This is a genomic window from Mycobacterium sp. (assembly GCF_052143115.1).
Lineage (GTDB): Bacteria > Actinomycetota > Actinomycetes > Mycobacteriales > Mycobacteriaceae > Mycobacterium.
Window position 1 is genome coordinate 1 of record NZ_JBKQTQ010000238.1, and the last position, 17,779, is coordinate 17,779.

A 17,779-nucleotide genomic window follows, 5' to 3' on the forward strand; every position below is an offset into this window, starting at 1 on the left:
CTTGCCGAACTGGGCGAAGATGTCGATCGGCTCCAGCACCTGAGTAACGATCTTAGTCGGCAACGGCAGATTGGCGGGGAAGAGCACAGTCAGGCCGAATGGGAAACCGATGGAAAGCGGCAGAATCTCCCCCCGAAAGCGCTTGAGAGCCAATCGCTTGGCCAGCCAAGTGCCGCGGGCCAGGAAAAGTTGGGTTTCCTGGCCGCCGATCGACACAACGGGCACGATCGGCACACCGGCTGCAATGGCGGTCTTGACATATCCGGTGCGGCCGTGGAAGTCGATAACGTTCTGGGTCACCGTCGGCCGGTAGGCGTCATAGTCGCCACCGGGAAACGTCAGCACGACCGCACCCGAGTGCAATGCCTTAGCAGCGTTGTCCCGGTTGGCATGGATAGCGCCGAGGCGGCCCAGGTATCCGCGGAACGGGGTAAAGAACACCACGTAGTGGGCGAGGGTGTAGACAGGGCGGTCGTATCCGAACTCGTTGTAGAAGGCAGGGGCGAAGATGAGCGGATCGGGCGTCAGCGCGCCGCCGGAGTGGTTGTGCACCACCAACGCGCCGCCGGCCGGCGGGAAGGATTGCAAGCCCCGCACCTCCGCCCGGAACCACCGCTTGACAATCGACCCGACCACTTTCGTGAACAGCTCACTGAAGGCGGGATCCCACTTGGCGATCTCCGAATTATCAATATCGCTGCCGCTCATGCCTTCCCCTGCAGTGTGTGCATTGTGTTTGGGTGCCACCATGACGCTGCCATTTGCCTCGGTGTGAACTCGGCAGTGCTCGCGCGCACTCTTACAGTAGCCAGAGTTGGAGGCTCGAGGATGCTTTGCACCGCCGACCTTCCGAGATTGCCGGTACCCCATTGAACGACTTTGGATGTCATGCTCGTTCTCCGATCAGATCGCGGCCAATCACAACGGGTCAATCGGCGGTCAGGACCCGCACGAGTCCTTGGCGGTCGACTTTGCCGGTGGGAAGCATGGGCAGATCGGCCTCCGCGACAAGGCGAACGACCGTGGGAACCTTGAACGACGACAGGTTGCGGCGAGCGTGGGCGACGACGCTCTCGACCGACAATTGCGCACCGTTGGCGGGCACGACAGCGGCCCCGACTACCTGCCCGCGAACCTGGTGCGGTAGGGCGACCACAAAGCTATGCAGGACTTCAGGGATCGAATCCAACACGGATTCGACCTCAGCCGGCGACACGTTGGATCCCGCGGTCTTGATGAGAGTGCTTGCGCGGCCGGTGAAGTGCAGGTGGCCGGCATCGTCGAACCACCCCCGATCCCCGGTGGCATACCAGCCGTCGGGGCCGAACACCTCGTGGCGTTCCTGTTTGTAGATACCGCTCATCACGATCTGACCGCGAACGTGTATCTCGCCCTCTTGGCCGTCGGGCGCCTCGGTGCCGGAGGCGGGTTCGACGATCCGGTGCTGCACCAATCCCGGTAGCGGAATCCCGAATGAGCCACGCAGTTCCGGTGGTAGCGGGGTGTCGGGCACCTCGACCATCGTGTGCGGGCCGCCGGTCTCGGTCATGCCCAGCAGGTTGGGTGCGAGGTCAGGCTCGCGTGGCCGCCGGTCGGGTGGCAACGCCTCGAGCATGGTGCCGCCCCGTACGCTTGATAGGTCGCGGTTGGCGAAGTCGGGATGGTCGGCCATGGCCCGGCTTGCCTGCGACCAGCATGAGATGAACGTCGCCCGTTCCCGCTCCAACAGTGCCAGCGTGCTACCCGCTTCGAATACATCCTGCGCGAGGATAGCCGCGCCGGCCGAAAGCGCCTGCAGCACAACCATCGTCAGGCCGCCCACCCAGAAGAACGGCATCGGCGAATAGATGCGGTCGGTCGAGGTGACGCCGCGATGGCGCGCCAGAATGTAGGCGTGGCGTACCAAGCTCCCGTGCGAGTGCACGACGGATTTCGGCAGCGCCGTCGTCCCGGATGTGCTGACCACGACGAGGTCATCCGCGGGTACAACCTCGCCTTCGGCCGAATACGTAAGCGATGCAGCCGATTCCGTGTGCCGCGGCCACGGTGAGGCCCAGGCGCGCTCAGACCCCGGCCAGACGTGGATCCGGCGCAGATAGGGCGCTGCCGGCTCGGCAATCACGGCCCCCCCGTCGGTGAGGCCTGGCAGCGCGTCCTGCATGCGTTCGACGAGGTCGCGGTCGGCGATGGATCGGCCCATGAGTACTGTCTGCACGTCGGTGTGCCGCAACAGCCGCGCGAGTTCTGCACCGGGTGCGAAAGTCGACAGGGGAACGGTGAGTGCGCCGATTCGTGCGGCCGCGAGCCAGGAGATGAGCCACTGGGCGCAGTTGGCGAACAAGATCCCGACCCGGGTCCCTTTGCCGACACCGGAGGCCAGCAACGCGTCGGCCAACTCCATTGACGCGGTGTCGGCTTCGCCGAACGTCAGTCGCTCGTCGTCAGTGACGAGGAACTCGCCGTCGGCTTCGGCGCGCCTGATTCGCAGGAGCTCGGGGATGCTGGCCGGCATACCGTTCGGTGTCGAATCGTCCACTGCCGCAAGGACTCCGGCCATCAGCCGACGTGGACGGGGATGTGGGAGTAGCCGGCGACGTTGGACATGGTGACCCGGCGCAGGCCGTCGGTGTCGACCTCGAAGCGCGGCCAGTGCTGCTGCAGGTGCTGGAAGGCAACGCGGCTTTCGAGTCGCGCGAGCCAAGACCCGAGGCAGCTGTGCGCGCCGTAGCCGAATGCCAGCGTGGTGGCCCCGCCGCGCCGGATGTCGAACGCGTCGGGCTGCTGGTAGGCCCGCGGGTCACGGGTCGCGGCTCCGGTGACCAACAACGTGGGGGAGCCCGCCGGAATCGTCCCGCCGTCGAGGGTGACGTCGCGGGTGGCGAAACGCCCCTGATACTGGGATGGCGGATTAAGCCGCAACATCTCCTCGATCGCGCCGGGAATCAGTGTGGGATCAGCGAGCACCAACTCCCACTGGTCGGGGTTGCGGTGAAAGGCCATCACTCCGTTGCCCACCAACTTGGTGACGGTCTCACTACCGGCCGCGGCCAGAAGCACCGCGAACGTGGCGATGTCGTCGTCGCTGAGCCGGTGCGTCACCCCCGCCTCATCCTCGTAGGTGGCTGTGACCAGTCTGCTGATGATCAGGTCGTCGGGGTTACGGCGTTTCTCATGGGCGAGCTCCAGGAAGTACTCGCCCATCGCCATCGAATCGGCCACGCCACTTTCCGTGGCGAACGGGTTGTTTTCCTCCCGGTGCAGGAATCCGTCGGTCCACAACCGGATCTGCTGTCGTTCGCCGGCTGGGACGCCGAGCATCGAGGAGATGATCTCCACGGGGAACAGGACGGCGAAGTCGGCCACCACATCGAAGTTTTTCCTATCCTTCAGCGCGTCGATATAGGAGGTCACGACCTCCACCACGAGCGGCTCCAGATTGGCGATCGCTGCCTTGGTGAACACCTGCCGCACCAGTTTGCGCAGTCGCTCATGCTCCGGGGGGTCCATGATGATCAACATGTTGGTGCTGAACCGATGCCGCATCGACAGCGCATCCAAGGTCACCCCGTAGGCGCTGCTGAACGTCTCCCAATCCCGGTGCGCGGCAACAACATCCTCGTGGCGGGTCAGGGCGTAGAAGTCCCAGCGCTCGCTGTAGTAGACCGGCGCCTCATCGCGCATCCACCGGTAGGTCTCATACGGATCGTCGAAGAAGACATCCGAGTACGGGTTGAACTCCGCCGGGGCGCCGTCTTCACGCGTTCTCGTTGCGTGCGGCGCGCTCCGATCCGTTGACATCTCAGGCGTCCACCCGCATCGCGTTCGACAGCGTTCCGCCCATTACTATGGCGATTTCGTCGTCGCCCAGTTCGCGACGGCGATCCGCGTAGCTGAGCGGTTCGGCCAGGCCCTCGGGATGTGGGTAGTCCGAGCCGAAGAAGATGTGGTCGATCGGCACCAGTTTCGCGAGCTCGACCACATTCTCTTCCCAAAACGGGTTGAAATAGACGCAGCGCCGGATCGCTTCCAGCGGGTCCTCGCTATAGAGCTGGGGCATTTTCTTGTGCGTATCGCTGAGATTATTGAAAAGCCTTGGCAACCATGTTGTTCCGTTCTCCACCATAGCGATACGCAGCTCTGGGAAGCGGGTGAGCAAACCGTGGCAGGCCAGCGCCGCGACGGCGTCCTCCGCCGGGTTGCGCGCAAGACTGTAGTACGAGCGGAATGGAGTGGGCTGGAAGGGACGGAACTCGCCGCCGCCTTCCCAGTCGTTGGCGTAGCGAGAGTAGCCGCTGTCTGAGGCGTGCATGACGACCAGCACGCCAGTATCGCTGACCCGCTTCCAGAACGGGTCGAACTCTGGAAGGGCGAACGAGCGCGGACCGTGCAGTCCGGGAACCGGGGCCGGCCGAATCAAGACCGCGCGGGCACCCCGTTCGAGCACCCAGTTCAGTTCTTCGATCGCCTTCTCGACGATCGGCAGGGTGATGATCGGAGTGGTGAAGATCCGGTCCTTGAAGTTGAAAGACCATGTCTCGTCCAGCCACTGGTTCAACGCGTGGATGATCGTGTGCGTCGCTTCGGGGTGATCCCGGAACCGCTCCTCGACCAGGCTGGCCAGCGTCGGGTACATCATCGACTTGTCGATGCCCTGTTCATCGAGCAGCGCCAGCCGGGGTCCCGGCTCACGCATCGCGGGGGTTGCCTCGATCGCCTTGCCCAGGATCTCCCGGTGGCTCTTGCCTTCCGGGTTGCCGTTGTGGAAGTAGTCCTCTTGGGCGCCCGGCGCGGCGACCTTATCGAAGGTCGGGTTGGGGATGTAATCGCTGATCTGGCCGAGGGTGGCGATCTTCGTGCGGCCGTCGACCTCGACGTATCGGATCGCACCGCGGTACTCGGATGGAAGGAATTTGGTCAACGCATCGCGAGTCTCATACATATGGTTGTCGCCGTCGAAGACCGGAAAACCCAGCTTCTGTGTCATCGTCGAACTCCTCGGTCGGCCGTGCCTATTGCGCTCGACAGTAACATCGAGTGCGTAAGAAGAGAACAATGCGCTACTTTTTTGCATGTACCAACTCCGCCAGGAGTAATGTGCTCGGTACGGCAGTCCCGCTCTTGCCGTCGAGCCCTCGGACACGGGAGGAATCTGGTGTGGACCTGCGGTTGAGCGAAGAGCAACGTGCGGTCCGCGAGACTTTCGCAGCGCTCTTCCGGAAGGAGGCGACGCCACAGCGCGTCCGGGCGGCGGAGTCGTCGGGCTTGGACAAGGACCTGTGGCGGCGCTTCAGCGAGACGGAAGCGCTCGGGATCGGCGTGGCGTCGGATTGCGGCGGCGTGGGCGGGGGTCTGCTCGAGCTGGCGCTAGTAGCGGAGGAGGCGGGCCGCCGCCTCGCCCCGATACCGATCGCCGAGACCGCGGCCGCGGCGCGACTGCTGGGCCGGCTTGGGGAAAAGGAGCTGATCGGCCCGGTGCTGACCGGCTCGTCTATCGTGTCGCTGGCCACCGGACCTGGACCGGTCGAGAAGCAACTGCTCGTCGACGGAGCGATCGCGGATGCGATTCTCGCCGTCGAGGGGGGTTCTCTGCTTTATGCGATACGGCCGGCCGGGCTGGCCCGAACCCCACGGCCCAACTTCGGCGGGTTGGCGTTGGCCCGATGGCCCGAAGGCTGCGAGCGCCGCTGCCTGGCCGAGGGCGATTCGGCCCGGACGATGTTCGCCACAGCCCTTGATGAGGTCCGCGTGCTGCGGGCGGCGGCACTGATCGGACTGGCCGCCGAGGCCGTGCGCATCGGCTCTGATTACGCGAAGGTGCGTCACGCGTTCGGGCAGCCCATCGCGATGTATCAGGCCGTCGCTCACCCCTTCGCCGACGCTGTCGCGGCGTTGGACGGGGCACAACTGTTGATCCAAAAGGCCTGTTGGGCGATGGATTCGGGGCAAGCTGACGGGCCGGCGTTGGCCTCGATGGCGTTCGTATTCGCCGCCGAGACCGCATATGAGGCAGCCGGACACAGCCTTCACGTCCACGGCGGGTACGGCTTCATGGAGGAGTACGACATCCAGCTCTACTACCGACGCGCCAAAGCGTGGGCGGTCGCATTCGCCGATCCGCGGCGCGAACTGCTCACCCTTGCTGACAGGCGCTTCGGCCCGGTGAGCACAGGAAGTCACTGAGCCATGGACTTCAGCGAACCCGCGAGCTGGGCCCGAATCCGCAGCGCAGCAGAAGAATTCGTCGCACGGTATGTCACCCGCGCGGTGATCGAAAACGAGCGACGCACCGGAGACGGTGCCGACCGGGAGCTGACGCGAAAGCTGGGGGAGCGCGGATGGATCGCCCCGGCCTGGCCGGTGGTGCAGGGTGGGGCCGGACTCGATCAATTCGAGACCGCTGTGCTGTTGGATACGCTGCGCCGGGGAGGCGTTCCTACGATCGGGCCCGGGACGACGATGCTGCCCGCCAACGCGATCAGGGCCGCGGGCTCAGCAGAGCTGAAGGCCAGGATTTTGCCGAGCGTTGCGGCTGGCGAGATTCTTATCTGCCTCGGCTACACCGAACCCGCGGGCGGATCTGATGTCTTCGCCTGCGCGACCCGCTCCGAGCGAGACGGTGAAGATTGGATCGTCAACGGCCAGAAGATCTTCACCACCTTCGCGCATCTCGCCGACTACTGCTTTCTGCTCACCCGCTCGGCGCCGGGGTCCGCCGGCACCCGGGGCCTGACGATGCTGCTGGTACCGCTGGATTCAGCCGGTATCGAAATCCGGCCGGTGCACACCATGGGCCATGAACGCACCAACATCGTGTTCTACAACGACGTGCGGGTCGACGACGCCAACAGGGTTGGCGAAGCGCACCAGGGCTTTTCGGTGATGCTGGCCGCGTTGGAGGCCGAGCAGAACGTCGCGCCCGCCTCACGGACGGGATTGGTGGCAGCCGATGCGCTCGAATTCGCCCGCACGCATCGGGGAACGGACGGCACCGCGCTCATCAACGATCCCCTGGTGCGCGAGCGCCTGGCCCATGTGGCGATGCAGGCCGAGGTAGCCGATCTGCTCGCCTTGCGGGTGGCGTTCCTGGACGCCGAAGGCGACAAGCCGGGCCCGGTGTCGGCGCTGTTCGGTCCTGAAAGCTATGTGCGGGCGTCCGCCGCCGCCGCCGATATCGCCGGAACCGCGGGCATGCTGGATTGGACTGACCCAGAGGCTCCCGTTGACGGCGCGCTGGATGCCCATTACCGCAGCGCAGTCGCAACGACGATTTACGGCGGTTCCAGCGAAGTGCTGCGCAGCCTGATCGTCGAGAACAGGTTAGGGCTACCCCGCAGCCGTCCACGCCGCTGACACGTCAGCGGAATTGGCGGGCCAACCAATCCGCACTGTCGCGCGCGGCGCATTTGGCCACTGCGCAGTCGGCGAACATATCGAACCCGTGAATCGCGCCGGCGTAGACGTGAAGCTCCGTCGGCACGCCGGCCCGGCACAGGCGAGCGGCAAAATCGATCGACTCGTCTCGAAGGCAGTCCGCCGTGCCCACGCTGATGAAGGTCGGCGGTAGGCCCGCCAGATCGGCGGCCCTGGCGGGAACCGCGTCCGGCGGCACGTCGTCTGTTCCGTAGCGCTCGCCCAGATAGCTGCGCCAGCCGAATGCGTTGGACTCCCGACTCCACATTGGAAGGCCGTCGAGCGCGCTCGACGGCGTGGTCATCCGGTCATCGAGCATCGGGTATTCGAGGTATGCGAATCCCAGACCATCGAGCCTCTGGTCCCGCCAACGCAGCCCGAGAGCGGCGGCCAGTAACCCGCCGGCGCTGCGTCCACCGACCCCGATACGGCGCGGGTCCAACCGCAGATCGGCCGCGTGATCAACGATGTACCTCAGTCCGCTGTCGCAGTCGTCTAGTGGCAGCGGATAGGGCGCTTCCGGTGCCAACCGGTATTCGACGCTGACGCAGGCGCAGGACAGCGAGCGGCACCACTCGTTGAGGCGGGCGTTATCCATAAAGCGGTTTCCGATCACCGTCCCGCCGCCATGCATCCAGTACAGGGTCGGCAGGTCACCGGCAGCGCCGCGGGGACGCAGCAGGGTCAGCGCGACCCCCCCGTCGGGATGGGTTGTGAGGTCGACGCACTCGATGTCGGGTGCCGGCACGGGCGGGAACGGGGCGTTCTGACGCATCATCGGCACGGTCTCGGTGGAGAAGACGAAATCGGGCAGATCGCGGACGGCTTCGCGAATTTCGGGGTCGAGTGCTTCTCGACGCAGCATGACCATCAACCGCCTCCCAGCACATGCGGTTACTTCACCGCGGCGTCAGCATAGTATGCCCGTTGCATCTGGCGCAGGTAGCGTTCTACTGTTGAGATGCGATGCCTCTCAGAAAGAGATCACATGCTTCCCGAAGACGCACGAATCATCTCGGTCGACGACCATGTCATCGAGCACCCGCGGGTTTGGCTTGACCGGCTGCCCTCAAAGTACGAAGACGTGGCGCCACGCATCGTCAAGCTCCCTGACGGAAACGACACCTGGCTCTACGAGGGCAAGCAATCCGGCAACTTCGCTCTCAACGCGGTGGCGGGTAAGCATCCGCGCGATTTCGGGATGGATCCGCGCAGCTACGACGACATGCTGCCCGGCTGCCACCACATCGCCGACCGCATCAAGGACATGGACATCGAGGGCACCTGGGCCCAACTGTGCTTTCCGAACTTCGGCGGATTCGCCGGCAGCACGTTCTACGCCGCCGAGGACAAGGACTTCGCGAAGCTGTGCATCAGCGCCTACAACGACTTCATCCTCGATGAGTGGTGTGCCTATGCTCCCGAGCGCCAGATCCCGTTGATCATGGTCCCATTCTGGGACATCGACGCGTCGGTGGCCGAGATCGAACGCACCGCCGCCAAGGGTGCGAAGTCGGTTTCGTTTATCGAGGCGCCGCACAAACTAGGCTTGCCGTCGTTCCACACCGACCATTGGGATCCCATCCTGCGCATCTGCGAGGAAGCCGAACTTCCGCTGTCGATGCACTTCGGCTCCGGCGGCATGCCGCAGGGGCTCGCGCCGGACGGCGATATGTTCATCAGCATCGCGCTTTTCGGGGTGAACTCGATGATGGCAACCGTCGACCTGTTGATGTCCGACGTGTTCTACAAGTTTCCCAAGCTCAAAGTAGCGCTTTCTGAGGGCGGCATCGGCTGGATGCCGTATCTACTGGAACGCATCGACTACTCCTGGGGCCGACACAAGTACTGGTGCAACATCAACGCCGACAAGCTTCCCTCCGAGCTATTCCGGGAGCACATTTACGGCTGTTTCATCTCCGACCAGTCGGGTATCGAGCAACGGCACCGGATCGGCATCGACAACATCATGTTCGAAAGCGACTATCCGCACTCGGACTCCAACTGGCCGCACACCCGCAAGTTGCTTGCAGAGCACCTCGTCGATGTGCCCGACGATGAGGCCCGAAAGATCGTCGAGCTCAATGCCCGCACGCTGTACCGCTTTTGGAACTGAGGCAAACATTGACCGAGACACGATGAGTGCGAATGGATCCGATTTCATGTTCGACCCGTTCAAGCCCGGACCACGAGATCAGCTGCCGCAGGTACTCGCCGAATTGCGGGAGCGATTTCCCGTCTACCACACCAGCTCTGACATCTGGGTGGTGTCGCGGTTCGACGATGTCAAGGCGGTCCAGTCGAATCCGCAGCAGTTCTCGTCGCGACCCAACCCCTACGAGGGATCCGCGCCGCCCGATGAAGAGATGAAACCCGAGGTGGTCGAGCGATTGCTCGCGCTGGCCGCGGGCATCCCGGTGGACATGGCCGAGATGGCTTCCGCGAAGACCATCGCCGCGGCCGACCCGCCCCAACACACCCGGATGCGCCGCATCGTCAGCAGGGGATTCACGCCGCCGCGCATCAAGGAGATGGCGACTGCGATTGAGGAGATCGTCCTGCGCTGTTTGGCCGGAATCGAGGACCAACCCGCCTTCGACGTGGTGGAGCGCTTCGCCGTTCCGCTGCCTGTCGAAATGATCTGCCACATCCTCGGCATCGACGGCAACCACTACAGCCAGGCCAAGCGCTGGTCGGACGCGTTCGCCGCTGCAGCGGGTGGGGTGTTCAGCAGCCCCGCCGAGCGCAACGAATTGATGTTGGCAACGATCAAAGAGTTCAGCACGTATTTCGTTCCACTCATCGAGGAACGTCGCGCAGAACCCAAGGGCGACTTGGTCAGTGCCATGGTGGCGGCGATCGACAACGAGTCGCTAAGCAATGTCGAAACACTGATGGTCGCAATCACCATCATGGTCGCCGGCAACGAGACGACGACGAATCTGATCGGCAACACCGTGGTCGAGCTCCTCTCTTGCCCGGACCAGCTCAAGTTGTTGCTCGACGATCCCGGACTGCTGCCCAATGCGGTGGACGAAGCCAATCGATTGACCTCCCCGATCCAATTCGCCTTCCGTGAGGCGACCGAAGACAACGAGATCGCCGGCACCCCAATCCCCAAGGGCGCAATTATCGCGTTGCATATGGCTGCGGCCAACCGAGATCCGCGCCGATTCGATGATCCCGACCGCTTCCTGATCACCCGGCCCCCTGGCAAGAACTTGGCATTCGGGCACGGCATCCACTTCTGTTTGGGTGCGCACCTCGCCGGTCAGGAGGTGCGCGCCGCGGTCGGCGGGTTACTTCCGTACCTCGACCGGCTCGAGATAGCCGGAACGCTGAAACGCAACCCGACGGCGCTGCTGAACGGTTGGCAAAAGGTCGAGCTCGCGTGGGTTTAGGGACATGGGCGTGGCCTACATGAGCGATAACGAATTCTCCAGGCCCGCATCATGGTTGCCTTGAACCAGCTTGTCTTGCTGGAGGACCGCGGCGCGGTCCGGGTGCTGACGATGAACCGTCCCGAGGCGCGAAACGCGTTGAACACCGACTTGATCAGCGCCTTGCACGCTGCTTTGATCGACGCCGATCGCGATATGTCCGTGCGTGCAGTCGTGCTGACAGGCGCGGATCCGGCGTTCTGTGCCGGACTGGATCTCAAGCAGGTGCAGCGCGATGGGGCGGCCTATTTCGAACGGCTTCACGCCGAGAACTGCATCACCAAGGTCGCCCAGTTGAGCAAGCCGGTCCTCGGAGCGATAAACGGGGCGGCGATTACCGGCGGCATGGAGATGGCACTCGGGTGCGACTTTCTCGTGGCGTCCGATCAAGCCGTCTTCGCCGACACCCATGCCCGGGTGGGAATCCTGCCCGGTGCAGGCATGACTGCGCGGCTGCCCGGCATTATCGGAGCCGGTATGGCCCGAAGGCTGTCGATGACCAGTGAGGTCATCGATGCCTCTCGAGCGGAGACGATGGGTCTGGTCACAGAGGTCGTTGCACACACGCAGCTGCTGAATCGGATTGTCGAGTTGGCAACGCAAATCTGTGAAGTATCGCCACCAGTCATGCAGGGGCTCAAAGCGATGTACGTGACTGGAGCTGCCGCGATCATCAACCCCGCCCTGGCGGCCGAGCAGACTATCGCCACCACCGTTGCCAGGCATACCGACGACTTGGGCGAGCGCTATCGACAAGTCGCAGAACGTAACCGACGCCAGATCCGTCGGCCAAGCTGAGGTCGAGCCGCTTTCGTAGCTCTGATGCCATCAACATCCCTTCGGTGTATCCGCGAGTCGCGTCACGTCGGCGCGAAAAATCGTGAGCAGGTGCTCGACCTCTTTGATGTCATCCTGACGCCCACTCCGCGGTCAGCGCCTCGATCGTCGTGATCGTGGCCAACATCGCCATCGTGTGCGTGATTGCTAAGTCGGCGTAGACGGGGGGAGTGCCGCCGACGGCGTCGCGGGGCACGACCACCCGATACCCCATCTGGGACATGTGGCCGGCGGTGAAGGGTAGCGCGAGATTCAGTGACACACCGGCAAGGACGACGGTGCGCACTCCGAGGCTGGCCAGTACTGGCAGCAATTCGGTGTCGAGAGTCGGATACAACCCATGATGGCGGGCGACAACGAGGTCGTCGGGCCCCAGCAATTCCGGGATGACCTGGGTGGGTGCACTGCCGGGCGTCCACCCCTCGGTGGCCGGCCCAAGAGCGCGCCAGATCCGTGCCGAGCCGACATGGTCGCTTCCGAGCAGGCCCTCGAAGGTGGCGTGGATAACCACGACCCCACTGCTTCGTGCTGCGGTCAGCACCCGACCGATGTTGCCTACCAAATCTCGGGTGTCGGCACCAAGCGCCGGGAGCACCGAGTTGGGTCCCATCACGCCGTTCTGGCACTCCACACAAACCACCGCGGTGGTGGACGATTCTGCGATCCGTCGGGACGTGGACGACATCGGGTTCCTTTCCGTCACACTCTTGTTGACGCACTTCGATGCACGGTCGCGCCTAAGGCCGATATGAAGCCGGCGGCATATTTGACGACGCGTCCCCGTGCACCACAGCCCAGCTTGCGCCGAAGTGCTCGGGTTCTTCGAGTTCTCGTCACTGTATGGCGATGTCCCACAGGGCTTGCGTCGCAATGCCGGCAGCGCCCAGCCGGTAGGCATGCTCGGTCGTGCTACCGAACTCGTCGATCCAGGCCTGCGCGCGCAAGGTCGCGAGCCAGAGTGGGTGTTCCGCGGTGACGCCGATGGCGCCGTGTAGCTGATGGGCGATCGTAGTCACCGGATCAACCACCTGCCCGAGCACGACCTTTGCGACCGTGACGGCGTGGCGGGTCTGCGGAGCGGCGAAACCGTATTCGTCGGCTGCGGCGACAGCCACTGTCGTTACCGCGCGTGCGCGTTCGATGTCACCGGCCATGTTGGCCAGGGCATGTTGCACCGCCTGGAAGGCGCTCAATGGACGCCCGAACTGCGATCGTTCCCGGGTGTGAGCAACGGTGAGTTCGGCGGCGGCGTCTAGGGCGCCGATCGTCTGGCAGCAGCGCGCCCATGCACCGCGACAGGACAACTCGTCGGCGATCGGCGTGGGCAGCGCGATCAACTGATCGGTCGAGATGGCGAATTCGACTGTCCCGCAGGGTTCGCCGGCCAGATTGTGACTGGCCTCGATCTCGGGTTCATGCATGATCCCCACGTGCAGCGCGTCCGAGGTGCGCACTGCCAGAACGACGGCGGCCGCCTGCTGCGCCCACGGCACCCGGGCCGCTGTTCCGGCGATTGTGCCGTTCGACATGGCGCCCCGCGCGATCGCGACCGTCAACGGCCCCGGTGGCGCCTCGGACCCCGCTTCGCCCGCGAGCCAGCACGCCATCAGGTCGGTCTCGGCGATCGGTACCGCCCCGGCATGGCGCGCCAGCCCGCGGAGAACCACCGCGGCGTCGGCGGGGGTCGCCCCGAGGTCGGGTGTGCTGGTCAGCCGGTCCAGGCCGGTCTCGGCCAGTGCGCGCCAGAGGGCGTCGTCGAAGTGGTCGGGGTGGCCCCGGTGGCCGATGCGCGCATCGAAGGACCGGCGACCGATGTCGTCGACGAGCTGACGCAGCTCGGTTGAGTCATCGTTGGTTGGTGCATTGTCGAGCACCCCACCGGAGAGCCACGTACTCAACGCAATCCCATCCCTCGCGCGACTATGCCCCGCAGTACCTCGTTCGTGCCGCCGCGCAGCGTGAACATCGGCTTGTGCAACCGGCCGGCGTCGAGCATGGCGCGAAGCCGCGGTTCCAGAGGAAGGCCGTCGACAAGACCGGCGACCGCCTCCACCGACTCCTGCTCGAAGCGGGTACCGAGATCCTTGACCAGCGCCGCCCGGTTGGTCTGGTCGACACCATCGGACAGGGAGCGTGCGACCGAGATCGACAGCTGGCGAAGGGAAATCAGGCGCGCCAGCAGGTGACCGACATCGGCCACGGTGCGGCGGTCCGGCGGCGATGGGGATTCCGACAGTGCGCACAGGCACTCCCCGATGAGAGGGGCGGTGGACAGGATCCGCTCGGGACCGCTGCGCTCGAATGACAACTCGGCCGTCACTTGAAGCCAGCCGTTCCCTATCTCGCCGAGCACGTCGGCATCGGGGACGAACACGCCCTCGAATACGACCTCACTGAAATGATGGTCGCCGTCCATCGAGACGATCGGCTCGATGCGTACCCCTTGCGCATCGGTCGGCACGATGAACTGGCTGAAGCCGGAGTGCCGCTGCTGTGACTCGACCGGACTGGATCGAGCCAGCACCACTATCTGGTGGGCGCGGTGTGCGCCGCTGCTCCAGATCTTCCTGCCGGTGAGTATCCAGCCGCCGTCGACGCGGTTGGCCTTGGTCGAAGCTGCGGCGAGGTCGGAGCCGGCCTGCGGCTCGCTCATCCCGATCGCCGAGAACAAGCGTCCTTTCGCGATCCGCGGCAGAATCCGTTGTCGCTGTTCGTCAGTGCCGTAGATCATCACTGCGGGCGCAACTTGGCGGTCGGCCACCCAGTGCGCAGCCACCGGAGCGCCGTGGGTGAGCAGCTCTTCGGTCACGACGTAGCGCTGGAGGTGGCTGCGTCCCTGTCCGCCGTAGACGGTAGGGATGGTCAAACCCAGGAAGCCGGCGTCGCCGAGTCTGGCGCTGAAGGCCTCGTCCCATCGCGACAACCATGCGTCGACCGTCGGCTGCCAGCCGAACTCAGCGCGGTCGTTGCGCAAGAAGTCCCGAACCGACGCCCGTAGTGCCGTCAGTTCGGGTTCGCTGAGGGTCAGTTTCTCGAACACGCTCAAGGGGTCGACGGTAACGCCGGCAGCAGCACGGGGCAGATAGAAGTCCTGTGTCAGGTCCGCGGTCCTTTCGTCATTCCTGATGCAGTGCGGCCCGTGCTTGCCCAGAATGCTATAACTATATACCTTATTAAGGATACCGAATAGCATGCGAGCGAGGGCTGACGGCTGTGAGTGAGATCCAATCTGTGGGCACCTACTTGCCCCCATGGCGTCAGCACGACCGGCGAGTGCCGGGTCCGGATGAAGACGCTCTCACCATGGCGGTGGCAGCGGGGCGCGCCGCCGATCCAAACGCCTCCGCGCATCGTGTCGTGATCGTGTCGCGGGACTTCCCGTTACTGGAGGGCGGTAACGGTGCGGTCCTGCTGGCCGGCCTATCGCTGCCTGCCGATGTACAGGTCACCGAGGTGCTTGGTGGTGCTCCGGCGGTGCTGGACCAGCTTGTTGCCGGCGACGCGGGCACGCTTGTCATCGCCGCCGACGACTCTGACAACGCCGCAGGTGCGGCGGCCGCTCTGCTGGGAGATGGCGGTGCCGCCATCACGTCCGTCGCCCGGCAGAATCGCAGTCTGCCCACCTTGGTTCGTGGCCAGGACGGCGCCCGCCACACCTATGCCGATCCGCGGTTGCAACGCGAGGTCGGTGTGAAATCGACGCTGGCCCGCCTCAATCTCGCCGACTCACGAGTCGTTGCGGTGGTTGCTGGTGTGACTCTCAAGGAACTCGGGTTGGGCTTCGATACCGTTGCCGCTCACGAAGACCCGAGCGCTTCAGCCGCCGGAGTGATCCGGCTAATCGCGGCTGCGTTGGAAAGTCGCTCCGACGGACTGATTCTCGCGATCGAGCAGTCGATGGTGACCGTCGCGCACCTGACGAACACCGTGATCGCGCCCGTGGTGAGGCGTGACGAGACGCTCGTGGGTGAACTGCCCAAAACCAACACCGCCGAGGGCACTGGGATTCCCATCTCGTTGGCCGCCTACGCTCGCGCATTTGAACCCAAATTGCGCTGGGAGGCAGCAATATTCGACGAGAGACCGGGCATCGACTCGGCGCCGGTGTTCCCACCGCGCGCGCGGGTCGATTCGGCCGGCGCACTGGCCACCGAGTACCGGTTGGAGCCGTTGCCCCGCACCGGAACCATCTACACGCAGACCACGATCCGTATTCCGGTTCCGGATCTGCCGAGCCCGTACTCTTTGGCGGTTGTCCAACTCGATGACAGCCCGGTACGTGTGCTGCTGAAGGTGACCGGCGCCGTCGCCGGCGAGTCGAGTATCGGCCAGGCAGGTTCGGTCGTCCTTCGCAGGATCGCCACCCGTGCGGGCATCCCCGACTACGGATACGCGTTCTGGCCGGGCCGCGAATCGCAAGGTGCATCGCTGTGAGGCGGGTGGCGATGGTCGGCGCGGGCATGACGCCTTTCGCCGAACACTTTGCGCTGGGTATCAAGGATCTGATCCCGATGGCCTACGCCGATTGTGTGTCACACGTCGACAACGGCATCGACAAGTCTGACATTGAGGCGGCCTGGTTCGGCGAGCTGTCGACCACCGACGGTTTCCCATCGGGGATTCTGGCGGACACCCTCGATCTCACCGACATCCCAGTGACCCGCGTCGAGAACGCCTGCGCCACCGGTAATGACGCTATCCGCAACGGCACCTTGGCGATCGCATCCGGTTTCTACGATGTGGTGCTCGTGGCGGGTGCGGACAAGGTGCGTGAGACGGCCTCGAACACCACGTTCTGGGAATGGGCGGGCATGACCCGCGATACGGCGTGGGACTATCCACTGGGCCTGGTGGCGCCGGCCAACTTCGCCTTGCACGTCGCACGCTATTTGCACGAATCGCCGGCCACCAAGGAGCACATGGCCATGGTTGCGGTCAAGAATCACTTCCATGCGGTGTCGAACCCGAAAGCCCAGCTGCGCTACGAGATCACCGTCGAGCAGGCGCTGGCCGCTCCGATGGTGGTGGATCCGTTCGGGCTCTACGATTGCACGCCGCAGAGTGACGGCGCGGCCGCGGTGATCCTGGTAGCCGAGGACGTCGTCGACCACTACACCGATCGGCCGGTGTGGGTTCGTGGCGTCGGGCTGGGTATGGACCGGGTGATGCACCAGCACAAGCCGGACATGACCTCGTTTCCGCCGACGGTGCGGGCGGCCAAAGCAGCGATGGCTATGGCGGGGACAACCCCGCGCGATGTGAACGTCGCCGAAGTCCACGACTGCTTCACTGGGGTGGAGTTGATCAGCTATGAGGATCTCGGCTTCGCTAATCGGTTCGAGGCCTACAAGATCGTCGAAGGTCGAGAACACTACGTCGGAGGTTCGATCCCGATAAATCCGAGCGGTGGGCTCAAGGCCAAGGGACATCCACCGGGCGCGACCGGCGTCGCGCAGTGCTACGAACTGTTCAACCAGCTGCGGGGTGAGGCCGAGAATCAGGTCGACGGCGCGCGAATAGCATTGGCGCACAACGTCGGTGGACCCACTGCTGTCTCGGCCGTGACGATCCTCTCTAACGACAAAGGCTAGGAACTCAGAAATGACCAGTTCGTCTGCCCTCTCCACGTTGTCCGGCTACGAAGACTTCGCCCCGTGGCTGCTGGTCGAGAAGGCCGGCGCTGTACACGTCGTGAGCATCAACCGCCCCGACGCCCTCAATGCCGTCGACGAGGAATTGCACCATGCCTTCGCCGGCATCTGGCAGGCGCTGGAGGCCGACGATGACGTCCGGGCGGTCGTCACCACCGGCGTGGGCAAGGCGTTCTCGGCCGGCGGCGACATGGTCATGTTCGGCCGTCTGATCGACGACCCGGAGGCGCGAGCATTCCAGATCGCCGAGGCGCGAACGGTTTTCCAGGCGGTCATCAATTTCGGCAAGCCACTGGTGTCGGCGGTCAACGGGGCCGCGGTCGGCCTCGGGTGCTCCATCGCATTGTTGTCCGATCTGCTGGTGATGGGCGAAAGCAGCTATCTCGCCGATCCCCATGTGCCGGTGGGGCTGGTCGCCGGCGACGGCGGAGCCGCCATGCT

At 64.5% G+C, this 17,779-nt stretch carries 16 protein-coding genes; 8 read left to right on the forward strand and 8 right to left on the reverse strand.

The annotated features are described in order from the left end of the window. From ACLQI9_RS23530 to ACLQI9_RS23545, 4 genes are all read right to left on the reverse strand, one after another. Positions 1-708, reverse strand: a 708-nt coding sequence (locus ACLQI9_RS23530; RefSeq protein ID WP_442392275.1) for a lysophospholipid acyltransferase family protein, incomplete at its 3' end; no start/stop codon positions are given. Between the two features lie 220 nt (positions 709-928). Continuing rightward, positions 929-2,557 (reverse strand): class I adenylate-forming enzyme family protein, encoded by a 1,629-nt coding sequence (locus ACLQI9_RS23535; protein WP_442392276.1) that lies wholly within the window; start codon positions 2,555-2,557, stop codon positions 929-931. Further along, the gene (locus ACLQI9_RS23540; protein ID WP_442376021.1) at positions 2,557-3,798 is read right to left on the reverse strand and encodes a cytochrome P450; all 1,242 of its coding nucleotides are present in this window, start codon (positions 3,796-3,798) and stop codon (positions 2,557-2,559) included. The genes ACLQI9_RS23535 and ACLQI9_RS23540 overlap by 1 nt, the downstream gene beginning before the upstream one ends. Position 3,799: 1 nt before the next feature. Further along, positions 3,800-4,984 carry an amidohydrolase family protein gene (locus ACLQI9_RS23545; protein WP_442376020.1) on the reverse strand — a complete coding sequence of 395 codons (1,185 nt, stop codon included), beginning with the start codon at positions 4,982-4,984 and terminating at the stop codon, positions 3,800-3,802. A 170-nt stretch (positions 4,985-5,154) separates the two neighbouring features. On the opposite strand from ACLQI9_RS23545, the gene ACLQI9_RS23550 reads away from it, so the two are divergent. Both ACLQI9_RS23550 and ACLQI9_RS23555 read left to right on the forward strand, forming a co-directional pair. Beyond that, a complete protein-coding gene (locus ACLQI9_RS23550; protein WP_442376019.1) occupies positions 5,155-6,180 on the forward strand; it encodes an acyl-CoA dehydrogenase family protein in 1,026 nt (341 codons plus the stop codon). A 3-nt stretch (positions 6,181-6,183) separates the two neighbouring features. Beyond that, on the forward strand, positions 6,184-7,350 hold the full coding sequence (locus ACLQI9_RS23555) for an acyl-CoA dehydrogenase family protein (RefSeq protein ID WP_442376018.1): 1,167 nt from the start codon (positions 6,184-6,186) through the stop codon (positions 7,348-7,350). Positions 7,351-7,354: 4 nt separating this feature from the next. On the opposite strand, the gene ACLQI9_RS23560 is transcribed toward ACLQI9_RS23555, so the two are convergent. Beyond that, a complete protein-coding gene (locus tag ACLQI9_RS23560; protein WP_442376017.1) occupies positions 7,355-8,281 on the reverse strand; it encodes an alpha/beta hydrolase in 927 nt (308 codons plus the stop codon). Between the two features lie 117 nt (positions 8,282-8,398). Here ACLQI9_RS23560 and ACLQI9_RS23565 point away from each other — a divergent pair, with 117 nt between their 5' ends. The 3 genes from ACLQI9_RS23565 to ACLQI9_RS23575 are packed head-to-tail and all read left to right on the forward strand — an operon-like array spanning position 8,399 to position 11,648. Next, the gene (locus ACLQI9_RS23565) at positions 8,399-9,526 is read left to right on the forward strand and encodes an amidohydrolase family protein (protein WP_442384765.1); all 1,128 of its coding nucleotides are present in this window, start codon (positions 8,399-8,401) and stop codon (positions 9,524-9,526) included. A gap of 22 nt (positions 9,527-9,548) precedes the next feature. After that, positions 9,549-10,811, forward strand: a complete 1,263-nt coding sequence (locus ACLQI9_RS23570; RefSeq protein WP_442392277.1) for a cytochrome P450 — start codon at positions 9,549-9,551, stop codon at positions 10,809-10,811. Positions 10,812-10,862: 51 nt separating this feature from the next. Beyond that, positions 10,863-11,648 carry an enoyl-CoA hydratase gene (locus ACLQI9_RS23575; protein WP_442384761.1) on the forward strand — a complete coding sequence of 262 codons (786 nt, stop codon included), beginning with the start codon at positions 10,863-10,865 and terminating at the stop codon, positions 11,646-11,648. Between the two features lie 109 nt (positions 11,649-11,757). Here the strand turns inward: ACLQI9_RS23575 and ACLQI9_RS23580 are convergent, their stop codons facing one another. The 3 genes from ACLQI9_RS23580 to ACLQI9_RS23590 all read right to left on the reverse strand — a co-directional run bounded on the left by ACLQI9_RS23580 (position 11,758) and on the right by ACLQI9_RS23590 (position 14,733). Then, positions 11,758-12,372 carry a cysteine hydrolase gene (locus ACLQI9_RS23580; RefSeq protein WP_442384759.1) on the reverse strand — a complete coding sequence of 205 codons (615 nt, stop codon included), beginning with the start codon at positions 12,370-12,372 and terminating at the stop codon, positions 11,758-11,760. A 148-nt stretch (positions 12,373-12,520) separates the two neighbouring features. Beyond that, positions 12,521-13,585: an acyl-CoA dehydrogenase family protein gene (locus tag ACLQI9_RS23585; protein WP_442392278.1), complete on the reverse strand. Its 1,065-nt coding sequence runs from the start codon at positions 13,583-13,585 to the stop codon at positions 12,521-12,523. Then, on the reverse strand, positions 13,582-14,733 hold the full coding sequence (locus ACLQI9_RS23590; protein WP_442392279.1) for an acyl-CoA dehydrogenase family protein: 1,152 nt from the start codon (positions 14,731-14,733) through the stop codon (positions 13,582-13,584). Before ACLQI9_RS23590 ends, ACLQI9_RS23585 begins: the two co-directional genes overlap by 4 nt. Before the next feature lie 167 nt (positions 14,734-14,900). Here ACLQI9_RS23590 and ACLQI9_RS23595 point away from each other — a divergent pair, with 167 nt between their 5' ends. The 3 genes from ACLQI9_RS23595 to ACLQI9_RS23605 form a co-directional block, all read left to right on the forward strand. Further along, entirely contained in the window at positions 14,901-16,121 is a 1,221-nt protein-coding gene (locus ACLQI9_RS23595; protein ID WP_442384775.1) for an OB-fold domain-containing protein, read from the forward strand. Next, complete coding sequence (locus ACLQI9_RS23600) at positions 16,118-17,278, forward strand: thiolase C-terminal domain-containing protein (RefSeq protein WP_442392280.1); 1,161 nt, start codon at positions 16,118-16,120, stop codon at positions 17,276-17,278. Before ACLQI9_RS23595 ends, ACLQI9_RS23600 begins: the two co-directional genes overlap by 4 nt. 10 nt (positions 17,279-17,288) lie before the next feature. Beyond that, a partial coding sequence (locus ACLQI9_RS23605) for an enoyl-CoA hydratase/isomerase family protein (RefSeq protein WP_442392281.1) occupies positions 17,289-17,779 on the forward strand: 491 nt, incomplete at its 3' end.